Raw genomic sequence first — 19045 nt, forward strand, 5'->3', positions numbered from 1 at the left:
GCCACGCCGGGAGCGAGCAAGTACAGTCCAGGAGGACATTCCAGTGGCGAAGGCGAAGTTCGAGCGGAGCAAGCCGCACGTCAACATCGGGACCATCGGTCACGTTGACCACGGCAAGACCACGCTGACCGCGGCGATCACCAAGGTGCTGCACGAGCGCTACCCGGAGCTCAACCAGTCGCGTGCGTTCGACCAGATCGACAACGCGCCGGAAGAGAAGCAGCGCGGTATTACGATCAACATCTCGCACGTCGAGTACGAGACCGAGAAGCGTCACTACGCGCACGTCGACGCCCCGGGTCACGCCGACTACGTGAAGAACATGATCACGGGTGCCGCCCAGATGGACGGTGCGATCCTCGTGGTCGCCGCCACCGACGGCCCGATGCCGCAGACGCGTGAGCACGTGCTGCTCGCCCGTCAGGTCGGTGTGCCCTACATCGTCGTGGCGCTGAACAAGGCCGACATGGTCGACGACGAGGAGATCCTCGAGCTCGTCGAGATGGAGGTCCGTGAGCTGCTCTCCGAGCAGGAGTTCCCGGGCGACGACGCCCCGGTCGTGAAGGTCTCGGGCCTGAAGGCGCTCGAGGGCGACGAGCAGTGGTCCGACGCCGTCATCGAGCTGATGAACGCCGTCGACGACAACATCCCGGACCCGGAGCGTGAGGTCGACAAGCCGTTCCTGATGCCGGTCGAGGACGTCTTCACGATCACCGGCCGCGGCACGGTCGTCACCGGCCGTATCGAGCGTGGCGAGATCAAGCTCAACGAGGACGTCGAGATCGTCGGCATCCGCGAGAAGGCCACCAAGACCACGGTGACCTCGATCGAGATGTTCAACAAGCTGCTCGACGCCGGCCAGGCCGGTGACAACGCGGCGCTGCTCCTGCGCGGTATCAAGCGTGAGGACGTCGAGCGTGGCCAGGTCATCGTCAAGCCGGGCACCACGACCCCGCACACGGAGTTCGAGGGCTCGGTCTACATCCTGTCCAAGGACGAGGGTGGCCGTCACACGCCGTTCTTCAACAACTACCGTCCGCAGTTCTACTTCCGGACGACCGACGTGACCGGCGTCGTGACCCTCCCCGAGGGCACCGAGATGGTCATGCCGGGCGACAACACCGAGATCTCGGTCAGCCTGATCCAGCCGATCGCCATGGACGAGGGTCTGCGGTTCGCCATCCGTGAGGGTGGCCGTACCGTCGGCGCCGGCCAGGTCACCAAGATCAACAAGTAATTCGCACCCCCGGGTGCGGGAGCCATATTTCGGTATGGCATCCTATTTAGGTTGCTCGACGCGGGGCGGCCGATTCTACGAGTACACGGGAATCGGCCGCCCCGGCGCGAGCGTCCTGGGCTCACAGCGGCAGTAGTCGAATGTGAGTCGGGAGTGATCCGCCTGCCTTTCCGGCAGTGATCACTTCATAGAGCAAAGACCTAGGGCACAACAATGATCCTGCGGGATCCGTCTGCGCGACAAGGGCGACACGCCCGACCGCGTGGACCGGAGGCCGGATCGTTGACGTGCGGAAACCTCCAACTGGGTCCGATAAGGACCTTGCGAGGCTTCAGACAAGCGGCACGAGACGAAGGAACGAGCTGCCACCATGGCGGGACAGAAGATCCGCATCCGGCTCAAGGCCTACGACCACGAGGCGATCGACTCGAGTGCGCGCAAGATCGTCGAGACGGTCACGCGCACCGGCGCCTCCGTGGTTGGGCCGGTGCCGCTGCCCACTGAGAAGAACGTTTACTGCGTCATCCGCTCGCCGCACAAGTACAAGGATTCGCGCGAGCACTTCGAGATGCGCACGCACAAGCGGCTGATCGACATCGTGGACCCGACGCCGAAGACGGTCGACGCGCTCATGCGCATCGACCTGCCGGCCAGTGTCGACGTGAACATCCAGTAAGCGTTGGGCGAGCGGCGGAGATAAGAGACTCATGTCTGACAGGCAAGTGAAGGGCATTCTGGGCACGAAGCTCGGCATGACGCAGGTCTTCGACGAGAACAACCGGGTCGTCCCGGTGACCGTCGTGCAGACCGGGCCGAACCTCGTGACGCAGGTGCGCAATCAGGAGAAGGACGGCTACTCGGCCGTGCAGCTGGCCTACGGCGCCATCGACCCGCGCAAGGTCAACAAGCCGGAGACGGGCCACTTCGACAAGGCCGGTGTGACGCCGCGGCGTCACGTCGCCGAGCTGCGCACGTCCGACGCGGACACCTACGAGGTCGGTCAGGAACTGACCGCCGAGGTGTTCGAGGACGGCGCGGTCGTCGACATCACCGGCACGACGAAGGGCAAGGGCTTCGCCGGCACCATGAAGCGCCACGGCTTCTCGGGCCAGGGCGCCAGCCACGGTAACCAGGCGACGCACCGCAAGCCGGGCGCCATCGGCGGCTGCGCCACGCCGGGCCGTGTGTTCAAGGGTGTCCGCATGTCCGGCCGGATGGGCAGCAACCGCGTCACCACCCAGGGCCTCAAGGTCCACCAGGTGCGTGCCGACGACGGTCTGCTGCTGATCAAGGGCGCGGTTCCCGGCCCCAGGGGCGGCCTTCTCTTCGTCCGTAGCGCCGCGAAGGGTGGTGTGACCGCATGACCGCGACGATCGAGGTGAAGACCCCGGCCGGAAAGGCAGACGGCTCCGTCGAGCTGCCCGCGGAGATCTTCGACGTCCAGGCGAACATCCCGCTGATGCACCAGGTCGTGGTGGCTCAGCTGGCCGCTGCCCGGCAGGGCACGCACGACACGAAGACGCGTGGCGAGGTGTCCGGCGGTGGCCGCAAGCCGTACCGCCAGAAGGGCACCGGCCGTGCGCGTCAGGGTTCGGAGCGCGCGCCGCAGTTCACCGGCGGTGGCACCGTCCACGGTCCGACGCCGCGTGACTACGCGCAGCGCACCCCGAAGAAGATGAAGGTCGCCGCGCTGCGCGGTGCCCTGTCGGACCGGGCGCGCAACGACCAGGTCCACGCGGTGACCGCCCTGATCGACGGTGACACGCCGTCGACCAAGGAGGCCAAGAAGACGCTGGCCGCGCTGACGAGCGGCAAGCGCGTCCTCGTGGTCCTGCACCGCGACGAGGAAACGCAGTGGCTGTCGGCCCGCAACCTCGAGAACGTCCACCTGATCACGGCGGACCAGCTCAACACCTACGACGTGCTGGTCAACGACGACGTGGTCTTCAGCAAGGCGGCGCTGGACGCCTTCCTCGCCGGCCCGGTCAAGGGCAAGGGCGCGAAGGCGACGGCGACCTCCGGCGAGGTCTCGGAAGGGAGTGACCAGCAGTGAGCTCGGTGGCCATCCCCGACCCGCGTGACATCCTCATCGCGCCGGTGATCTCCGAGAAGTCCTACGGGCTGCTCGAGGACAACAAGTACACGTTCGTGGTCCGCCCGGACGCCAACAAGACCCAGATCAAGATCGCGGTCGAGAAGGTCTTCGGCGTCAAGGTGATCAGCGTGAACACGATCAACCGGCAGGGCAAGCGCAAGCGCACCCGCTACGGCTTCGGCAAGCGCAAGGACACCAAGCGCGCGATCGTCACGCTGTCGCCCGAGAGCAAGCCGATCGAGATCTTCGGCGCAGGCGCGTAAGGGACTGAGTAGACATGGGTATCCGTAAGCACAAGCCGACCACTCCGGGCCGTCGCGGCTCGAGCGTGGCCGACTTCTCCGAGATCACTCGGTCGACGCCGGAGAAGTCGCTGGTCAAGCCGGTGACGAAGACCGGTGGTCGTAACTCCGGCGGCAAGATCACCACCCGTCACAAGGGCGGTGGCCACAAGCGCGCCTACCGGATCATCGACTTCCGTCGCAACGACAAGGACGGCATCCCCGCCAAGGTCGCGCACATCGAGTACGACCCCAACCGGACGGCTCGTATCGCGCTCCTGCACTACGCGGACGGCGAGAAGCGCTACATCATCGCGCCGGACAAGCTGAAGCAGGGCCACACGGTGGAGAACGGCCCGTCGGCCGACATCAAGCCGGGCAACAACCTGCCGCTCCGGAACATCCCGGTCGGCACCGTGGTGCACGCGATCGAGCTCCGCCCCGGTGGCGGCGCGAAGATCGCGCGTTCGGCAGGCGCCCGCGTGCAGCTCGTCGCCAAGGACGGCCCGTACGCCCAGCTGCGGATGCCTTCGGGCGAGATCCGCAACGTGGACGTGCGTAACCGCGCCACGGTCGGCGAGGTCGGCAACTCCGAGCACTCCAACATCAGCTGGGGCAAGGCGGGCCGCAACCGCTGGCGTGGCAAGCGCCCGACGGTGCGTGGTGTCGTCATGAACCCGATCGACCACCCGCACGGTGGTGGTGAGGGTAAGAGCTCCGGTGGTCGCCACCCGGTGAACCCGAACGGCAGGCCGGAAGGCCGCACCCGCCGTCGCAAGGAAAGCGACAAGATGATCGTCCGCCGCCGGAAGACCGGCAAGAAGAAGCGCTGAGCAGGGAGGTAGAAGAACATGCCGCGTAGCCTGAAAAAGGGCCCCTTCGTGGACGACCACCTGCTCAAGAAGGTGGACGCGCTCAACGAGTCGGGCAAGAAGACCGTGATCAAGACCTGGTCCCGCCGGTCCACGATCATTCCGGACATGCTGGGCCACACGCTCGCGGTGCACGACGGCCGCAAGCACGTTCCGGTTTTCGTCACCGAGGCCATGGTCGGCCACAAGCTGGGCGAGTTCGCCCCGACGCGGACCTTCAAGGGTCACGTCAAGGACGACCGCAAATCTCGTCGCCGCTGAAGCAGCGCACCTTAAGAGAAGGAAGTAACGATGAACGCGCGTAACGACGCGGTAGCCGAGCAGGAGACCCTGCCGACGGCTTTCGCGCGGGCTCGCTTCGTCCGGGACTCGCCGACCAAGGTGCGCCGGGTGATCGAGCTGATCAAGGGTCAGAACGCGAACGACGCTCTGACGACGCTGAAGTACTCGCCGCAGGCCGCGGCGTACCAGCTGTCCAAGGTCCTCGCGAGCGCGATGGCCAACGCCGAGAACAACCTCGACCTGGACCCCGACACGCTGTGGGTGAAGAACGCCTACGCGGATGACGGTCCGACGCTCAAGCGTATCCAGCCGCGCGCCCAGGGGCGGGCGTTCCGGATCCGCAAGCGGACGAGCCACATCACCGTCGAGGTCGAGTCCCGTCCTGAGGCGAAGAAGAGCAAGAAGGCAGGTGGCCGGTAGTGGGCCAGAAGATCAACCCGCACGGCTTCCGGCTCGGGATCACCACGGACTGGAAGTCTCGCTGGTACGCCGACAAGCAGTACTCGGACTACGTGGCCGAGGACGTCAAGATCCGCAAGCTCCTGTCCACGGGCATGGAGCGGGCGGGCATCTCCAAGGTGGAGATCGAGCGCACCCGTGACCGGGTCCGCGTCGACATCCACACCGCGCGGCCGGGCATCGTCATCGGCCGCCGCGGCGCCGAGGCCGACCGCATCCGCGGTTCGCTGGAGAAGCTGACCGGCAAGCAGGTGCAGCTCAACATCCTCGAGGTGAAGAACTCCGAGGCCGACGCCCAGCTGGTTGCGCAGGGCATCGCGGAGCAGCTGTCCAACCGTGTCGCGTTCCGGCGTGCCATGCGCAAGGCGATCCAGACGTCCATGCGGTCGCCGCAGGTCAAGGGCATTCGCGTGCAGTGCAGCGGTCGTCTCGGCGGCGCCGAGATGTCCCGCTCCGAGCACTACCGCGACGGCCGGGTCCCGCTGCACACGCTGCGTGCCGACATCGACTACGGCTTCTTCGAGGCCAAGACGACGTTCGGTCGCATCGGCGTGAAGGTCTGGATCTACAAGGGCGAGCTCGTCGGCGGACTGAAGGCCAAGGCCGAGCGTGACGCCGCCGCGGCGGCCGAGCGCCAGCCGCGCCGCGAGCGTCCGCAGCGGCGTCGTGGTGGTGCCTCCGGTACCACGCCGACGTCGACCGAGGCCGGCCGTGCCGCCAAGGCCGACACAGACGTCGCGTCCGCAAGCGCCCCCGAGGTGGCTTCGCCGGACGCTGCAGAGAAGACGGAGGGCTGAGGCGTGCTCATCCCACGCAAGGTCAAGCACCGTAAGCAGCACGCGCCGAAGCGCAAGGGTGCCGCCAAGGGCGGCACGAAGGTCACCTTCGGTGACTACGGCATCCAGGCGCTCGAGCACGCCTACGTGACGAACCGGCAGATCGAGTCCGCTCGTATCGCCATGACGCGCCACATCAAGCGTGGCGGGAAGATCTGGATCAACATCTTCCCGGACCGTCCGCTCACGAAGAAGCCGGCCGAGACCCGCATGGGTTCCGGTAAGGGTTCGCCCGAGTGGTGGGTCGCCAACGTCAAGCCGGGCCGCGTGATGTTCGAGATGAGCTTTCCGAACGAGGCCGTGGCCCGTGAGGCCATGCGCCGCGCGATCCACAAGTTGCCGATGAAGTGCAGGATCGTGAGCCGTGAAGGTGGTGAGTTCTGATGGCGGCAGCTGGAGTTGCTGCGTCGGAGCTGCGTGAGCTTACTGCGGAAGAGCTCGTGCTGCGTCTGAAGGAATCCAAGGAGGAACTGTTCAACCTCCGGTTCCAGATGGCGACCGGCCAGCTCGACAACAACCGCAGGCTTCGCACGGTCCGCGCGGACATCGCGCGCATCTACACCGTGATGCGTGAGCGCGAGCTCGGTCTCTCGATCGCGCCTGACGAGACTGACGAGAGTGAAGGTGCCGCATGAGCGAGCCGGTACAGAAGGCTGACTCCGGTCGGAACTACCGGAAGGTCCGTGAGGGCCTGGTCGTGTCCGACAAGATGGACAAGACGATTGTCGTGGAGCTCGAGGACCGCAAGAAGCACCCGCTGTACGGCAAGGTCATGCGCTCGACCAAGAAGGTCAAGGCGCACGACGAGCAGAACACGGCCGGCGTGGGCGACCGCGTCATCGTGATGGAGACCCGCCCGCTGTCCGCCACGAAGCGGTACCGGCTGGTCGAGATCCGCGAGAAGGCCAAGTAATCAGGGGGCAGAAGCAGCCCCATTCGTTCCGCCAGGCTCGGTATCAACCCCCGAGAACCGGCGCGACATACAGGAGTTGACGTGATCCAGCAGGAGTCGCGACTGCGAGTCGCCGACAACACGGGTGCCAAGGAGATCCTGACCATCCGCGTGCTCGGTGGCTCGGGGCGGCGCTACGCGGGCCTCGGCGACGTCATCGTCGCCACCGTCAAGGACGCCATCCCGGGCGCCAATGTGAAGCGTGGTGACGTCGTCAAGGCGGTCATCGTCCGTACAGCGAAGGAGAGGCGTCGCCCCGACGGCTCCTACATCCGCTTCGACGAGAACGCCGCGGTGCTCATCAAGAACGACAACGAGCCGCGAGGCACGCGCATCTTCGGACCGGTCGGTCGCGAGCTGCGCGACCGCAAGTTCATGAAGATCATCTCGCTGGCGCCGGAGGTGCTCTGAATGAAGGTCAAGAAGGGCGACACCGTTCTCGTCGTCGCGGGCAAGGACAAGGGTGCGAAGGGCAAGGTCATCAAGGCCGACCCGGAGCGCAGCAAGGTCCTCGTCGAGGGCGTGAACCGGATCAAGAAGCACACGCGGATCTCCCAGAACCAGCGTGGTGCCGAGTCCGGCGGCATCGTCACCCAGGAGGCCCCGATCCACGTGTCGAACGTGATGGTCGTGGACTCCGACGGCAACCCGACCCGGGTCGGCTACCGCTTCGACGAGGACGGCAAGAAGGTTCGGATCTCGCGTAAGACGGGCAAGGACATCTGATGACGACCGCAGAGACGACATACCCGACCCCGCGGCTCAAGGTCCGCTACCGCGAGGAGATCGCGGGCCAGCTGCGCGCGGAGTTCGACCTCAAGAACGTGCACCAGATTCCCGGTGTCACGAAGGTCGTCGTGAACATGGGCGTCGGCGACGCCGCCCGCGACAGCAAGCTCATCGAAGGCGCCGTGCGTGACCTGGCCGCCATCACCGGGCAGAAGCCCGAGGTGCGCAAGGCCCGCAAGTCCATCGCGCAGTTCAAGCTGCGTGAGGGCATGCCGATCGGTGCGCGCGTGACGCTGCGCGGCGACCGCATGTGGGAGTTCCTGGACCGGCTGCTCAACATCGCGCTGCCGCGTATCCGCGACTTCCGCGGACTGTCGAGCAAGCAGTTCGACGGGCACGGCAACTACACGTTCGGCCTGTCGGAGCAGTCGATGTTCCACGAGATCGACCCCGACTCCATCGACCGCCCGCGCGGCATGGACGTCACGGTCGTAACCACCGCCAACAACGACGACGAAGGCCGTGCGCTGCTCCGCAAGCTCGGCTTCCCCTTTAAGGAGGCGTGAGCCATGGCTAAGAAGTCCCTCATCGCCAAGGCCGCTCGGAAGCCGAAGTTCAAGGTGCGGGCCTACACCCGTTGCCAGCGTTGCGGCCGGCCGCACTCGGTCTACCGCAAGTTCGGCCTCTGCCGTATCTGCCTGCGGGAAATGGCGCACGCGGGACAGCTTCCCGGCGTGAGCAAGTCCAGCTGGTGAAGGCGCCCCGATAACTCCCACTTCGCCACAGGCCCCGGCCGCGCCGGGGAACCAGGGCGAGAAAGGTTGACAGGTCACCATGACGATGACCGACCCGATCGCAGACTTCCTGACACGTCTGCGGAACGCGAACTCGGCGCACCACGACGAGGTGACGCTCCCGCACTCGAAGATCAAGGAGAACATCTCCGAGATCCTCAAGCGTGAGGGCTACATCGCGGACTACAGCACCGAGCCCGGCGAGAAGCACAAGAACCTCGTCGTGAACCTCAAGTTCGGGCCGAACCGTGAACGCAGCATCGCCGGCCTTCGCCGCGTGTCGAAGCCGGGTCTGCGTGTGTACGCGAAATCCAACAACCTGCCGAAGGTTCTCGGCGGCCTCGGCGTCGCGATCATCTCGACGTCCGGCGGCCTCCAGACCGACCGTCAGGCCATGCGCAACGGCGTGGGCGGCGAAGTCCTCGCCTACGTCTGGTAAGGGAGGGGACAAGGCAATGTCACGCATTGGAAAGCTGCCGATCACCGTCCCCTCCGGGGTCGAGGTGAACATCGACGGCCAGCACGTGTCGGTGAAGGGCCCGAAGGGCACCCTTGAGCACACCGTGCCGGAGCCGATCGTCGTCGAGCGCGACGAGGACAGCGCGATCGTGGTGAAGCGCCCGGACGACGAGCGTGAGAACCGGTCACTGCACGGCCTCACGCGGACGCTGGTGAACAACCTGGTCGTCGGCGTCAGCGAAGGCTACGAGCGGAAGATGGAGATCCACGGGGTCGGTTACCGCGTGCAGGCCAAGGGCTCGGACCTCGAGTTCGCCCTCGGCTATAGCCACCCGGTACTGATCAAGGCTCCGGAGGGCATCACGTTCAGCGTGGAGAGCCCGACGAAGTTCTCGGTGGCCGGCATCGACAAGCAGAAGGTCGGCCAGACCGCTGCGGTCATCCGCAAGCTGCGGCGTCCGGACCCGTACAAGGGCAAGGGCCTGCGCTACGAGGGTGAGCGCATCCGTCGCAAGGTCGGAAAGACGGGTAAGTGATCATGAGCGAAACGGTTACGAAGCGCAGGCCGATCGGCAAGGACGTCTCGACCCGTCGCCGCGTGAGCAAGGCTCGCCGGCACAACCGGCTGCGCAAGAAGATCTTCGGCACCGCGGAGCGTCCGCGGCTGTCGGTGAAGCGTTCCTCCCGGCACATCTACGTGCAGCTGATCGACGACGTGACGGGCCACACCATGGCCTCGGCGTCGACGCTCGAGGCCGACGTGGCCGCCGTCGAGGGCGACAAGAAGGCCAAGGCCGCCAAGGTCGGCGAGCTGGTGGCCTCCCGCGCCAAGAACGCGGGTGTCGAGTCCGCGGTGTTCGACCGGGGCGGCAACGCCTACCACGGCCGGATCGCGGCGCTGGCCGACGCCGCTCGCGAAGCGGGGTTGGAATTCTGATGGTGAACAAGTTCGAGAACGGAAGGAACGCCTGATGCCGGGACGTACGCGGCAATCCGGCGGCCAGGGCGGGCCCGGCGAGCAGCAGAACCGCGAGCGCGGTGGCGGCCGGGACCGCAGGGACCGTCGTGACGGTGGCCGTGGCGGGGCGGCCCAGGACAAGAACCCGCACCTCGAGCGCGTCGTAGCGATCAACCGCGTGGCCAAGGTCGTCAAGGGCGGTCGTCGCTTCAGCTTCACCGCTCTGGTCGTGGTCGGTGACGGCGACGGTCAGGTCGGCGTCGGCTACGGCAAGGCCAAGGAGGTGCCCTCGGCGATCGCCAAGGGTGTCGAGGAGGCCAAGAAGAACTTCTTCCGCGTGCCCCGCATCGGCGGCACCATCCCGCACCCGGTTCAGGGTGAGGACGCCGCCGGCGTGGTGCTGCTCCGTCCGGCCTCCGCCGGTACCGGTGTCATCGCCGGTGGCCCGGTGCGTGCCGTGCTGGAGTGCGCGGGTGTGCACGACGTGCTGTCGAAGTCGCTGGGCTCCGACAACGCGATCAACATCGTGCACGCGACCGTGGCCGCGCTGAAGGGTCTGTCCCGTCCGGAAGAGGTGGCGGCCCGTCGCGGTCTGCCGCTCGAGGACGTCGCGCCGGCGCGGATGCTGCGCCAGCGTGCGGGTCAGGAGGTCTGAGATGGCGCAGCTGAAGGTCACCCAGATCAAGAGTACGATCGGCACGCGGCAGAACCACCGGGAGACCCTGCGTACCCTGGGACTGCGGAAGATCCGCCAGTCCGTGGTACGTGAGGACACTCCCGACGTTCGCGGCCTGGTTCGCACGGTGCGGCACCTGGTGAGCGTGGAGGAGGTCAACTCATGACCATCAAGATCCATGACCTGAAGCCCGCCCCCGGCGCCAAGCGCGAGAAGATGCGTGTCGGCCGTGGTGAGGGTTCGAAGGGCAAGACCGCCGGTCGCGGTACGAAGGGCACCAAGGCCCGGAAGAACGTGCCCGCCGGCTTCGAGGGTGGGCAGATGCCCATCCAGATGCGGCTCCCGAAGCTGCGTGGCTTCAAGAACCGCTTCCGTACCGAGTACCAGCCGGTGAACGTGGGCGACATCGCCCGCGTGTTCGCCGACGGCGGCAAGGTGGGCAAGGACGAGCTCGTCGGCAGCGGCCTCGTCCGCAAGGGCCACCTGGTCAAGGTCCTCGGCAACGGTGACGTCGACGGCGTCAAGCTCGAGGTTTCGGCCGACGCGTTCTCCAAGAGCGCGAAGGAGAAGCTCGAGGCCGCGGGTGGCTCGGCCACCACGCTCTGACGCTCGAAGGTTCGCGGCAGCGGCCCGTCCGGCAACAGCCGGGCGGGCCGCTGTTGTGTGTGCGCCGGTTGTGCATGTGCCATGCCGACGCTCGGCGTGGCGGGGCGGCGACGGCCCGCGGGTGTGAGTGCGGTCGGCGTCGTGCGTATACGTGCGCGCGGTGACGAGGTGTCCGCGTGCGTGCGGGAATCCTGGCGCGTGCGGACCGAACACGCGGGGCTGAGTGACCGGCACTCAGTGAGAGGGACCCAGTGAGTGGGGCGCGGCAGGGCGCGTGCGGCCGCGGTGTAGGTCGGGAGACGGCAGGCGGCGAGAGGCCCGGCGGGCGGCGCGGTGTGGCGTTCGTCGCGTCGACGGCGCCGGGCGGGACCGCTGCGCAACTTCCGTAGGTAGCCTGCGGTCAGTTCGGCAACTCGGTGAATCGCCAGCCTGAGCGGCTGTTAGAGTCGTCGAGGCGCCTGGGGACGTCCCCTGTCTTCAAGCGTCCGTCTGGCCAGTCCGCCAGCGAAGTGAGTCGTCCCGCCGGCGTCCGAGACCGTCGGCCAAGCCGTTCGCCGGAACCGCCGGCGACGCCTGAGGAGGTCCCCCGCGTGCTCAGCGCCTTCCGCTCGGCTCTCGCCACGCCGGACCTGCGCAAGAAGATCCTGTTCACGTTGATGATCGTGGCCGTGTACCGGCTCGGTGCGGTCATTCCAGCACCTGGCGTCTCGTACAACAGCGTTCAGGCTTGTCAGGCGCAGGTCGAGGGTCAGAGTTTCTTCACGCTGCTGAACCTGTTCAGCGGCGGTGCGCTCCTTCAGCTCTCCGTCTTCGCGACGGGCATCATGCCGTACATCACGGCGAGCATCATCGTGCAGCTACTCACGGTGGTCATTCCGCACTTCGAGGAGCTGAAGAAGGAGGGCCAGTCCGGTCAGGGCAAGCTGACGCAGTACACGCGCTACCTGACGATCGCGCTGGCCATCCTCCAGGCCACCGGCGTCATCGCGCTGGCAGAGCGCGGCGGGATGTTCCCGAACTGCACCGAGTCGATCTTCCCCGACGGCGGCGTCGCTACGTTGGCCATCACGGTCCTGACGATGACCGCCGGTACGGCCATGATGATGTGGCTCGGTGAGCTGATCACCGAACGCGGTGTCGGCAACGGTATGTCGCTGCTGATCTTCCTGAACATCGCGGCGCAGATCCCGGCCGAGGGCGCCAACATCCTGAACCAGAACTCGCCTGCGGTGTTCGCGTTCGTCTGCCTGCTGGCGCTGGTGATCATCGCGAGCGTCGTCTTCGTCGAGCAGGGACAGCGCCGGATCCCGGTGCAGTACGCCAAGCGCATGGTCGGCAGGCGGATGTACGGGGGCACGTCGACCTATCTGCCGATCAAGGTCAACCAGGCCGGTGTCATTCCGGTGATCTTCGGCTCGTCGCTGCTGTACCTGCCGGACCTGCTGGTGAACCTCACCGGCGACCCGCAGAACCCGGGCGGCTTCACGCAGTTCATCCAGACGTACCTGAGTGATCAGAGCAGCTGGCTGCACATGGTGCTGTACTTCGCTCTGATCATCTTCTTCACGTACTTCTACATCACGATCACCTTCAACGTTGACGATCGCGCCGAGGAGATGAAGAAGTTCGGCGGCTTCATCCCGGGTATCCGTCCGGGTAGGCCGACCGCCGAGTACTTGCGCTTCGTGCTGAGCAGGATCACGTTGCCCGGATCGATCTACCTTGGCATCGTGGCAATCCTGCCGAACTTCTTCCTGTCCCTCACCGGCGAAGGCCAGAACCAGAACTTCCCGCTCGGCGGTACCGCGGTTCTGATCATGGTCGGTGTCGGACTGGACACGGTGAAGCAGATCGAAAGCCAGCTCATGCAGCGCAACTACGAAGGGTTCCTCCGATGACGCGTGTGCTCCTTGTGGGTCCTCCCGGAGCGGGCAAGGGGACGCAAGCGGTCTCTCTCTCCGAGCGACTGGGCGTTCCGCACATCTCGACAGGTGATCTGTTCCGCGCCAACGTCGGCAACGAGACGCCGCTGGGTCTCGAGGCGAAGCGGTACATGGACGCCGGCGAGCTCGTCCCCGACTCGGTGACCAACGAGATGGTGCGCGAACGGCTGGAGGAGCCGGACGCCAAGGCCGGTTTCCTGCTCGACGGTTTCCCGCGCAACACCAAGCAGGCCGACGTGCTGGGCGAGATGCTCGGGGCGCAGAACACGGCGCTGGACAACGTGATCGAGCTGAAGGTCAGCGAGGACGAACTGGTCGAGCGCCTGCTGGCCCGTGGCCGCAGCGACGACACCGAGGAGATCATCCGCCGGCGCCAGGAGATCTACCGCGAGGAGACGGCGCCGCTGCTCGAGTACTACGCCGACATCCTGGTGACCGTGAACGGCATCGGTGATGTCGACGAGGTTTCGCAGCGCGTGCTGGACGCGCTCGGCAAGAGCTCGTGAACCTGCTCGGCCTGCGGATGCCGCGGTGGATGCGCCGCGGCGGTTCGATCGAGACGAAGTCGCGTGGTGAGCTGGAGGCCATGCGCGCGGCCGGCCTCATCGTCTCGCGCACTCTGGCGGCCGTCACCGACGCGGCCAAGCCGGGGGTGAGCACGCTCGAGCTCGACGCTCTGGCCGAGCAGCTGATCCGGGATGCCGACGCCGTTCCCTCGTTCAAGGGTTACCACGGTTTCCCGGGGTCGATCTGTGCGTCGGTGAACGACCAGATCGTGCACGGCATCCCGTCGTCGGAGCTGGTCCTCGCGGATGGTGATCTGCTGTCGGTGGACTGCGGCGCCATCCTCGAGGGCTGGCACGGCGATTCGGCCGTGACGATCTCCGTCGGCGAGGTGAGCGAGCCCGACGGGAAGCTGTCGGCGGCGACGAAGGCCGCGATGCAGGCCGGGATCGACGCGGCCCTGCCGGGGTCGCGACTCACCGACATCTCGCACGCCATCGAGATGGAGGCGCTGGGCAAGATCCTCGACGACGGGATCGAGTACGGCATGATCGAGGAGTACGGCGGGCACGGCATCGGCCGCGAGATGCACATGGAGCCGTTCTTGCCGAACGTCGGCAAACCGGGCCGCGGGCCCGAGCTCCGCCCGGGGGTCACCCTGGCGATCGAGCCGATGTTGACCGGTGGCTCCGGTGGCACGGTGGAGCTCGACGACGGCTGGACCGTCATCACCGACGACGGTTCCCGCGCGGCTCACTGGGAACACACCGTGGCGGTCACCGAGGACGGCCCGTGGGTGCTCACGGCTCCGGAGTCCGCTTCGGCCGAATAGCCGAGCTGCACTTCGTGGCCGTACCTGGCCGGTGGTCTTCCCGGCTCGGTGCTCGTCGCGGTTCGGTGGCGACGTCCCGGATGCCCCGGAGCACGAACGCCCCGGAGCACGAATAATCCGGACGAAGCACGATCCGGACGATGCGCAAACCGGCCGGGCGTGCAGCCTCCCCCGGCCGGGTGGGGGTTCACTCACGCGGCGCACACTTGCCGCACGCACCTATCACAACCGGCCCCGGTTTGGGAGTCGTGACACGAGGTGCGTAGACTGTACAGCTGGCGTGCCTTCCATGCTGTTCTCCGACGCCCGACAGGGGCAGGTGCGGATTTCCGGTTCCGGAATCCTCCCGGCCACTCGACGTGTTCGGACGCAGCGTGGAGCGTGCGTCAGTCCAGGTAAGCACCATCGCTCAACCAATCACGAATTGCGGAGTACATGGCGAAGAAAGACGGGGCCATTGAGGTAGAAGGCCGCGTGATCGAGCCGCTCCCCAACGCGATGTTCCGTGTCGAGTTGGAGAACGGCCACAAGGTCCTGGCCCATATCAGCGGCAAGATGCGGCAGCACTACATCCGCATCCTGCCTGAAGACAAGGTGGTCGTGGAGCTGTCGCCCTACGACCTGTCTCGTGGTCGCATCGTCTACCGCTACAAGTGATCACGGAGGGCGTGGCGGATGCCTGAGGTGCCCTCCCCGGTAGGGCGCGCGGTTATTCGACACGACGAAAGCAGGAGACGTGAAGGTCAAGCCGAGCGTCAAGCGAATCTGCGACAAGTGCCAGGTGGTCCGGCGGCACGGCCGGATCATGGTGATCTGCGACAACCTGCGGCACAAGCAGCGGCAGGGCTGAGCAGCTCGTCCACTTGTCGACAGTGACCTGACACTGTGACATCAGAGCACTGGCACGTCACAGGAACACTGTGACGGCCACAGCCTCCCCGAACCTGCCCTGTCCGGCGACGAGCCGGACAGGGCCGACCCCCGGACTTCAGGCCGGGGCCGGGACACCGCCCGCGAGAGCGGGTGGAGACGCGAGTCGTCCCGGAAGTGGTCGGGGAGAAGACCTGAAGACGAATCAGAAGGAGCACAAGCGCCAATGGCACGACTCGCTGGCGTCGATCTCCCCCGCGAGAAGCGGCTGGAGATCGCGCTGACCTATATCTACGGCATCGGCCGTACCAGCGCCAAGCAGATCGCCGTCGCGACGGATCTGAACCCGGACACCCGGGTCAAGGACCTCGGCGACGACGACCTGGTGAAGCTGCGTGACCACATCGAAGAGAACTTCAGGGTCGAGGGTGACCTCCGCCGCGAGGTGAACGCCGACATCCGTCGGAAGATCGAGATCGGGTGCTACGAGGGTCTCCGCTGGCGCCGTGGCCTGCCGGTCCGCGGACAGCGCACCAAGACCAACGCGCGTACGCGCAAGGGCCCGAAGAAGACGGTCGCAGGCAAGAAGAAGGCGGGCCGCTGATGACCGTCGTACGGACCAAGCGGCGCGCGATGCGCGCGGGCGTCGGCTCGCGTCGCAACCACGCGACGTCGCCGAAGTCGCTGTACGCCCGTCCGATGGCGCTGCGCGAGCTGTACTCCGACGCCGGAACGATCATCCGGCGCGGGCAGCAGGAAGCCGCCGCGGCCGCCGACGAGAAGCACTCGCGCTAACGAGGAGATCACCCAATGCCACCCCGCAGTGGCGGCGCCAAGAAGGTGCGCCGCAAAGAGAAGAAAAATGTTGCCCACGGGCATGCTCACATCAAGAGCACGTTCAACAACACGATCATTTCGATCACCGACCCGAACGGTGCTGTGATCTCGTGGGCTTCGTCCGGTCACGTCGGCTTCAAGGGCTCGCGTAAGTCCACGCCGTTCGCCGCCCAGATGGCCGCCGAGAACGCGGCCCGCAAGGCCGCCGAACACGGCATGAAGAAGGTCGACGTGTTCGTGAAGGGCCCGGGCTCGGGCCGCGAGACCGCGATCCGTTCGCTGCAGGCCGCCGGCCTCGAGGTCGGCACCATCCAGGACGTGACCCCGCAGCCGCACAACGGCTGCCGCCCGCCGAAGCGTCGTCGGGTCTGAGGAACGGGGAGGAGTAGACACAAATGGCTCGTTACACCGGCCCCGCGACGCGTCTGTCGCGTCGTCTCAAGACCGACCTCATCGGCGGCGACCAGGCCTTCGAACGTCGTCCCTACCCGCCGGGCCAGCACGGCCGCGGCCGGGTCAAGGAGAGCGAGTACCTGCTTCAGCTGCAGGAGAAGCAGAAGGCCCGCCACACCTACGGCGTGCTCGAGCGCCAGTTCCGCCGCTACTACGAGGAAGCCGCACGGCGTTCCGGTAAGACCGGCGAGAACCTGCTGCAGATCTGCGAGTCGCGGCTGGACAACGTCGTGTACCGCGCGGGCATCGCCCGTACGCGCCGCCAGGCCCGTCAGCTCGTGGGCCACGGCCACTTCACGGTCAACGGCAAGAACGTGAACGTGCCCAGCTACCGGGTTTCCAAGTTCGACATCATCGACGTGCGGCCGAAGTCCGCGAAGATGCTGCCGTTCGTGGCCGCCAAGGAGGCCCTGGGCGAGCGTCCGATCCCGGCCTGGCTGCAGGTCGTGCCGTCGACGCTGCGGATTCTCGTGCACCAGCTCCCGGAGCGGGCGCAGATCGAGATCCCCGTGCAGGAACAGCTGATCGTCGAGTACTACTCGAAGTGATCGCCGGCGGCGGCGCGGCAGATCCGCGCCGCCGCTCCGCCATCCCTTTCGGCGTCATATGGCGGGCGCCGGCAGGAAAGGACAAGGAACAGTGCTGATTTCCCAGCGGCCGGCTCTGAGCGAAGAGACGGTCAACGAGACCCGGTCCCGGTTCACCATCGAGCCGCTCGAGCCGGGCTTCGGCTACACGCTCGGCAACTCGCTCCGGCGTACGTTGCTGTCGTCGATCCCGGGTGCTGCTATCACGAGCATCCGCATCGACGGCGTCCTGCACGAGTTCACCACCGTTCCGGGGGTGAAGGAGGATGTCACCGAGATCATCCTGAACCTCAAGGAGCTCGTGGTGTCCTCCGAGGAGGACGAGCCCGTCACCATGTACCTGCGCAAGCAGGGCCCGGGTGAGGTCACCGCGGCGGACATCGTGCCGCCGGCCGGGGTGACCGTGCACAACCCGGATCTGCACATCGGCTGGCTGAACGACAAGGGCAAGCTCGAGGTCGAGCTCGTCGTCGAGCGTGGCCGTGGCTACGTGCCCGCGCTGCAGAACAAGCAGGCTGGTGCCGAGATCGGCCGGATCCCGGTCGACTCGATCTACTCGCCGGTGCTGAAGGTGACGTACAAGGTCGAGGCCACGCGTGTCGAGCAGCGGACCGACTTCGACAAGCTGATCCTGGACGTGGAGACGAAACCGTCGATCACGCCGCGGGACGCCGTCGCGTCGGCGGGCAAGACGCTCGTCGAGCTGTTCGGCCTCGCTCGGGAGCTGAACGTCGACGCGGAGGGCATCGAGATCGGCCCGTCGCCGCAGGAGGCGGACACCATCGCCGCCTACGCGATGCCGATCGAGGACCTGGACCTGACGGTGCGGTCCTACAACTGCCTCAAGCGCGAGGGAATTCACACGGTCGGCGAGCTGGTCTCGCGCAGCGAGGCCGACCTGCTCGATATCCGCAACTTCGGTGCGAAGTCGATCGACGAGGTGAAGATGAAGCTCGTCGGTCTCGGCCTCGCGCTCAAGGACAGCCCGCCCGGGTTCGACCCGACGACCGCGGCCGCCAATTACGACGACGGCGAGGGCTGGGGCGACGACATGTCCGTCGGCGTCCCCGGTGGTCTGTCCGACGATGGCCACGACGATGGCCAGGACTACGCAGAGACGGAGCAGTTGTAGGACCCACGACGGTGGCCGGCGCGCGCCGGCCACCGGGTCCCACGGCTGAGAGCTAACGAGGAGAACCGATGCCCACCCCCACCAAGGGACGCCGTCTCGGTGGATCGCCGTCGCATGAGCGGCTGATGTTGGCGAACCTGGCCACGTCGCTGTTCGAGCACGGCAAGATCACGACCACCGAGGCCAAGGCCAGGCGTGTCCGGCCGCTCGCGGAGAAGCTGATCACGAAGGCCAAGCGCGGCGACGTGCACAACCGGCGTCAGATCATGCGGACCATCCGCAACAAGGACGTCGTGCACAAGCTGATCGACGAGATCGGCCCGCACTTCTCCGAGCGCAACGGCGGTTACGTCCGCATCACCAAGACGCTGCCGCGCAAGGGCGACAACGCCCCGATGGCGGTCATCGAACTGGTGGCGGAGAAGACCGTGACCTCGGAGGCCGAGAAGGCTCGCGGCACGAAGTTCGCGGCCGACGAGAAGGCGGCAGAGGCCGAGTCCGCTGAGAGCGCCGAGTCCGCGGACTCCGCCGACAGCGCCGACTCCGCCGATTCGGCTGACTCGGCAGATTCGGCCGACAGCCCGGCCGCCGAGTCCGACGACAAGGCCGAGGCCGAGAAGAAGGACGAAGCCTGACAGGCAGTCACGCATC

General features: G+C 66.6%; 33 protein-coding genes. All 33 read left to right on the plus strand.

Annotated features, from left to right (window positions below; all coding sequences use genetic code 11):
* Nucleotides 1–43 precede the first annotated feature (43 nt).
* Nucleotides 44–1237: an elongation factor Tu gene (tuf, locus tag LY40_RS21685; protein ID WP_183779652.1), complete on the plus strand. Its 1194-nt coding sequence runs from the start codon at nt 44–46 to the stop codon at nt 1235–1237.
* Between the two features lie 370 nt (nt 1238–1607).
* Nucleotides 1608–1913, plus strand: a complete 306-nt coding sequence (gene rpsJ / locus LY40_RS21690; protein WP_028848712.1) for a 30S ribosomal protein S10 — start codon at nt 1608–1610, stop codon at nt 1911–1913.
* A 31-nt stretch (nt 1914–1944) separates the two neighbouring features.
* Nucleotides 1945–2601, plus strand: coding sequence for a 50S ribosomal protein L3 (gene rplC, locus LY40_RS21695; RefSeq protein WP_183779650.1), 657 nt, complete (start codon nt 1945–1947; stop codon nt 2599–2601).
* Nucleotides 2598–3290, plus strand: coding sequence for a 50S ribosomal protein L4 (rplD, locus tag LY40_RS21700; protein WP_183779648.1), 693 nt, complete (start codon nt 2598–2600; stop codon nt 3288–3290). Before rplC ends, rplD begins: the two co-directional genes overlap by 4 nt.
* Nucleotides 3287–3595 (plus strand): 50S ribosomal protein L23, encoded by a 309-nt coding sequence (gene rplW, locus LY40_RS21705; RefSeq protein ID WP_183646171.1) that lies wholly within the window; start codon nt 3287–3289, stop codon nt 3593–3595. Before rplD ends, rplW begins: the two co-directional genes overlap by 4 nt.
* Nucleotides 3596–3609: 14 nt before the next feature.
* Nucleotides 3610–4446, plus strand: a complete 837-nt coding sequence (gene rplB, locus LY40_RS21710) for a 50S ribosomal protein L2 (RefSeq protein WP_183779646.1) — start codon at nt 3610–3612, stop codon at nt 4444–4446.
* 18 nt (nt 4447–4464) lie between these two features.
* A complete protein-coding gene (gene rpsS / locus LY40_RS21715) occupies nt 4465–4746 on the plus strand; it encodes a 30S ribosomal protein S19 (RefSeq protein WP_075849106.1) in 282 nt (93 codons plus the stop codon).
* A 30-nt stretch (nt 4747–4776) separates the two neighbouring features.
* Entirely contained in the window at nt 4777–5187 is a 411-nt protein-coding gene (gene rplV, locus LY40_RS21720; protein WP_183646167.1) for a 50S ribosomal protein L22, read from the plus strand.
* Nucleotides 5187–6023 carry a 30S ribosomal protein S3 gene (gene rpsC, locus LY40_RS21725; RefSeq protein ID WP_183779644.1) on the plus strand — a complete coding sequence of 279 codons (837 nt, stop codon included), beginning with the start codon at nt 5187–5189 and terminating at the stop codon, nt 6021–6023. The genes rplV and rpsC overlap by 1 nt, the downstream gene beginning before the upstream one ends.
* Nucleotides 6024–6026: 3 nt before the next feature.
* Nucleotides 6027–6446 carry a 50S ribosomal protein L16 gene (rplP, locus tag LY40_RS21730; protein ID WP_183779642.1) on the plus strand — a complete coding sequence of 140 codons (420 nt, stop codon included), beginning with the start codon at nt 6027–6029 and terminating at the stop codon, nt 6444–6446.
* Nucleotides 6446–6697, plus strand: coding sequence for a 50S ribosomal protein L29 (rpmC, locus tag LY40_RS21735; RefSeq protein WP_030532883.1), 252 nt, complete (start codon nt 6446–6448; stop codon nt 6695–6697). The genes rplP and rpmC overlap by 1 nt, the downstream gene beginning before the upstream one ends.
* A complete protein-coding gene (gene rpsQ, locus LY40_RS21740) occupies nt 6694–6975 on the plus strand; it encodes a 30S ribosomal protein S17 (protein WP_030532882.1) in 282 nt (93 codons plus the stop codon). The genes rpmC and rpsQ overlap by 4 nt, the downstream gene beginning before the upstream one ends.
* Before the next feature lie 81 nt (nt 6976–7056).
* A complete protein-coding gene (rplN, locus tag LY40_RS21745) occupies nt 7057–7425 on the plus strand; it encodes a 50S ribosomal protein L14 (RefSeq protein WP_183779640.1) in 369 nt (122 codons plus the stop codon).
* Nucleotides 7426–7740 (plus strand): 50S ribosomal protein L24, encoded by a 315-nt coding sequence (gene rplX, locus LY40_RS21750; RefSeq protein ID WP_183646142.1) that lies wholly within the window; start codon nt 7426–7428, stop codon nt 7738–7740.
* Nucleotides 7740–8309 (plus strand): 50S ribosomal protein L5, encoded by a 570-nt coding sequence (rplE, locus tag LY40_RS21755; RefSeq protein WP_183779638.1) that lies wholly within the window; start codon nt 7740–7742, stop codon nt 8307–8309. Before rplX ends, rplE begins: the two co-directional genes overlap by 1 nt.
* Before the next feature lie 3 nt (nt 8310–8312).
* Nucleotides 8313–8498, plus strand: a complete 186-nt coding sequence (locus LY40_RS21760) for a type Z 30S ribosomal protein S14 (RefSeq protein ID WP_183646137.1) — start codon at nt 8313–8315, stop codon at nt 8496–8498.
* A 79-nt stretch (nt 8499–8577) separates the two neighbouring features.
* Nucleotides 8578–8976, plus strand: coding sequence for a 30S ribosomal protein S8 (gene rpsH / locus LY40_RS21765; RefSeq protein WP_183779636.1), 399 nt, complete (start codon nt 8578–8580; stop codon nt 8974–8976).
* Nucleotides 8977–8992: 16 nt separating this feature from the next.
* Nucleotides 8993–9532, plus strand: coding sequence for a 50S ribosomal protein L6 (rplF, locus tag LY40_RS21770; protein WP_183779634.1), 540 nt, complete (start codon nt 8993–8995; stop codon nt 9530–9532).
* A 2-nt stretch (nt 9533–9534) separates the two neighbouring features.
* The gene (gene rplR / locus LY40_RS21775) at nt 9535–9933 is read left to right on the plus strand and encodes a 50S ribosomal protein L18 (RefSeq protein WP_183779632.1); all 399 of its coding nucleotides are present in this window, start codon (nt 9535–9537) and stop codon (nt 9931–9933) included.
* Between the two features lie 34 nt (nt 9934–9967).
* Entirely contained in the window at nt 9968–10609 is a 642-nt protein-coding gene (gene rpsE / locus LY40_RS21780) for a 30S ribosomal protein S5 (RefSeq protein WP_183779629.1), read from the plus strand.
* A gap of 1 nt (nt 10610) precedes the next feature.
* Complete coding sequence (gene rpmD / locus LY40_RS21785) at nt 10611–10796, plus strand: 50S ribosomal protein L30 (protein WP_183779627.1); 186 nt, start codon at nt 10611–10613, stop codon at nt 10794–10796.
* Nucleotides 10793–11236, plus strand: a complete 444-nt coding sequence (gene rplO / locus LY40_RS21790) for a 50S ribosomal protein L15 (protein ID WP_183779625.1) — start codon at nt 10793–10795, stop codon at nt 11234–11236. The genes rpmD and rplO overlap by 4 nt, the downstream gene beginning before the upstream one ends.
* A 590-nt stretch (nt 11237–11826) precedes the next feature.
* Nucleotides 11827–13134, plus strand: a complete 1308-nt coding sequence (gene secY / locus LY40_RS21795) for a preprotein translocase subunit SecY (protein ID WP_183779623.1) — start codon at nt 11827–11829, stop codon at nt 13132–13134.
* Nucleotides 13131–13685 (plus strand): adenylate kinase, encoded by a 555-nt coding sequence (locus LY40_RS21800; RefSeq protein WP_183779621.1) that lies wholly within the window; start codon nt 13131–13133, stop codon nt 13683–13685. Before secY ends, LY40_RS21800 begins: the two co-directional genes overlap by 4 nt.
* 29 nt (nt 13686–13714) lie before the next feature.
* Nucleotides 13715–14515, plus strand: coding sequence for a type I methionyl aminopeptidase (gene map / locus LY40_RS21805; RefSeq protein WP_228726200.1), 801 nt, complete (start codon nt 13715–13717; stop codon nt 14513–14515).
* Between the two features lie 435 nt (nt 14516–14950).
* Nucleotides 14951–15172: a translation initiation factor IF-1 gene (gene infA, locus LY40_RS21810; RefSeq protein ID WP_030532868.1), complete on the plus strand. Its 222-nt coding sequence runs from the start codon at nt 14951–14953 to the stop codon at nt 15170–15172.
* Nucleotides 15173–15251: 79 nt separating this feature from the next.
* A complete protein-coding gene (gene rpmJ / locus LY40_RS21815) occupies nt 15252–15365 on the plus strand; it encodes a 50S ribosomal protein L36 (RefSeq protein ID WP_005453284.1) in 114 nt (37 codons plus the stop codon).
* 246 nt (nt 15366–15611) lie between these two features.
* Nucleotides 15612–15989: a 30S ribosomal protein S13 gene (gene rpsM, locus LY40_RS21820; protein WP_183779619.1), complete on the plus strand. Its 378-nt coding sequence runs from the start codon at nt 15612–15614 to the stop codon at nt 15987–15989.
* Complete coding sequence (locus LY40_RS21825) at nt 15989–16180, plus strand: hypothetical protein (protein WP_183651247.1); 192 nt, start codon at nt 15989–15991, stop codon at nt 16178–16180. The genes rpsM and LY40_RS21825 overlap by 1 nt, the downstream gene beginning before the upstream one ends.
* A gap of 15 nt (nt 16181–16195) precedes the next feature.
* Nucleotides 16196–16594 carry a 30S ribosomal protein S11 gene (gene rpsK / locus LY40_RS21830; RefSeq protein WP_030532865.1) on the plus strand — a complete coding sequence of 133 codons (399 nt, stop codon included), beginning with the start codon at nt 16196–16198 and terminating at the stop codon, nt 16592–16594.
* Nucleotides 16595–16617: 23 nt separating this feature from the next.
* Nucleotides 16618–17223: a 30S ribosomal protein S4 gene (rpsD, locus tag LY40_RS21835; protein WP_183646118.1), complete on the plus strand. Its 606-nt coding sequence runs from the start codon at nt 16618–16620 to the stop codon at nt 17221–17223.
* A gap of 91 nt (nt 17224–17314) precedes the next feature.
* The gene (locus tag LY40_RS21840; protein ID WP_183779618.1) at nt 17315–18394 is read left to right on the plus strand and encodes a DNA-directed RNA polymerase subunit alpha; all 1080 of its coding nucleotides are present in this window, start codon (nt 17315–17317) and stop codon (nt 18392–18394) included.
* A gap of 68 nt (nt 18395–18462) precedes the next feature.
* Nucleotides 18463–19029, plus strand: a complete 567-nt coding sequence (rplQ, locus tag LY40_RS21845; RefSeq protein WP_258937989.1) for a 50S ribosomal protein L17 — start codon at nt 18463–18465, stop codon at nt 19027–19029.
* Nucleotides 19030–19045: the final 16 nt, after the last annotated feature.

The organism is Prauserella salsuginis, from assembly GCF_024648885.1.
Lineage (GTDB): Bacteria > Actinomycetota > Actinomycetes > Mycobacteriales > Pseudonocardiaceae > Prauserella > Prauserella salsuginis.

Excerpts from the sequence above, each read along its gene's own strand:
- rplV (WP_183646167.1), top strand. The coding sequence starts at position 4,777 with ATGAACGCGCGTAACGACGCGGTAGCCGAGCAGGAGACCCTGCCGACG.
- rplO (WP_183779625.1), top strand. The coding sequence starts at position 10,793 with ATGACCATCAAGATCCATGACCTGAAGCCCGCCCCCGGCGCCAAGCGC.
- rpmC (WP_030532883.1), top strand. The coding sequence starts at position 6,446 with ATGGCGGCAGCTGGAGTTGCTGCGTCGGAGCTGCGTGAGCTTACTGCG.
- rpsH (WP_183779636.1), top strand. The coding sequence starts at position 8,578 with ATGACGATGACCGACCCGATCGCAGACTTCCTGACACGTCTGCGGAAC.
- rplX (WP_183646142.1), top strand. The coding sequence starts at position 7,426 with ATGAAGGTCAAGAAGGGCGACACCGTTCTCGTCGTCGCGGGCAAGGAC.
- rplR (WP_183779632.1), top strand. The coding sequence starts at position 9,535 with ATGAGCGAAACGGTTACGAAGCGCAGGCCGATCGGCAAGGACGTCTCG.
- LY40_RS21825 (WP_183651247.1), top strand. The coding sequence starts at position 15,989 with ATGACCGTCGTACGGACCAAGCGGCGCGCGATGCGCGCGGGCGTCGGC.
- rpsD (WP_183646118.1), top strand. The coding sequence starts at position 16,618 with ATGGCTCGTTACACCGGCCCCGCGACGCGTCTGTCGCGTCGTCTCAAG.
- rpsQ (WP_030532882.1), top strand. The coding sequence starts at position 6,694 with ATGAGCGAGCCGGTACAGAAGGCTGACTCCGGTCGGAACTACCGGAAG.
- rplB (WP_183779646.1), top strand. The coding sequence starts at position 3,610 with ATGGGTATCCGTAAGCACAAGCCGACCACTCCGGGCCGTCGCGGCTCG.
- map (WP_228726200.1), top strand. The coding sequence starts at position 13,715 with ATGCGCCGCGGCGGTTCGATCGAGACGAAGTCGCGTGGTGAGCTGGAG.
- LY40_RS21800 (WP_183779621.1), top strand. The coding sequence starts at position 13,131 with ATGACGCGTGTGCTCCTTGTGGGTCCTCCCGGAGCGGGCAAGGGGACG.
- rplF (WP_183779634.1), top strand. The coding sequence starts at position 8,993 with ATGTCACGCATTGGAAAGCTGCCGATCACCGTCCCCTCCGGGGTCGAG.
- infA (WP_030532868.1), top strand. The coding sequence starts at position 14,951 with ATGGCGAAGAAAGACGGGGCCATTGAGGTAGAAGGCCGCGTGATCGAG.
- rplD (WP_183779648.1), top strand. The coding sequence starts at position 2,598 with ATGACCGCGACGATCGAGGTGAAGACCCCGGCCGGAAAGGCAGACGGC.
- rpsK (WP_030532865.1), top strand. The coding sequence starts at position 16,196 with ATGCCACCCCGCAGTGGCGGCGCCAAGAAGGTGCGCCGCAAAGAGAAG.
- rpsE (WP_183779629.1), top strand. The coding sequence starts at position 9,968 with ATGCCGGGACGTACGCGGCAATCCGGCGGCCAGGGCGGGCCCGGCGAG.
- rpsM (WP_183779619.1), top strand. The coding sequence starts at position 15,612 with ATGGCACGACTCGCTGGCGTCGATCTCCCCCGCGAGAAGCGGCTGGAG.
- rpsJ (WP_028848712.1), top strand. The coding sequence starts at position 1,608 with ATGGCGGGACAGAAGATCCGCATCCGGCTCAAGGCCTACGACCACGAG.
- rpsS (WP_075849106.1), top strand. The coding sequence starts at position 4,465 with ATGCCGCGTAGCCTGAAAAAGGGCCCCTTCGTGGACGACCACCTGCTC.
- rpmD (WP_183779627.1), top strand. The coding sequence starts at position 10,611 with ATGGCGCAGCTGAAGGTCACCCAGATCAAGAGTACGATCGGCACGCGG.
- rplE (WP_183779638.1), top strand. The coding sequence starts at position 7,740 with ATGACGACCGCAGAGACGACATACCCGACCCCGCGGCTCAAGGTCCGC.
- rplQ (WP_258937989.1), top strand. The coding sequence starts at position 18,463 with ATGCCCACCCCCACCAAGGGACGCCGTCTCGGTGGATCGCCGTCGCAT.
- LY40_RS21760 (WP_183646137.1), top strand. The coding sequence starts at position 8,313 with ATGGCTAAGAAGTCCCTCATCGCCAAGGCCGCTCGGAAGCCGAAGTTC.
- rplC (WP_183779650.1), top strand. The coding sequence starts at position 1,945 with ATGTCTGACAGGCAAGTGAAGGGCATTCTGGGCACGAAGCTCGGCATG.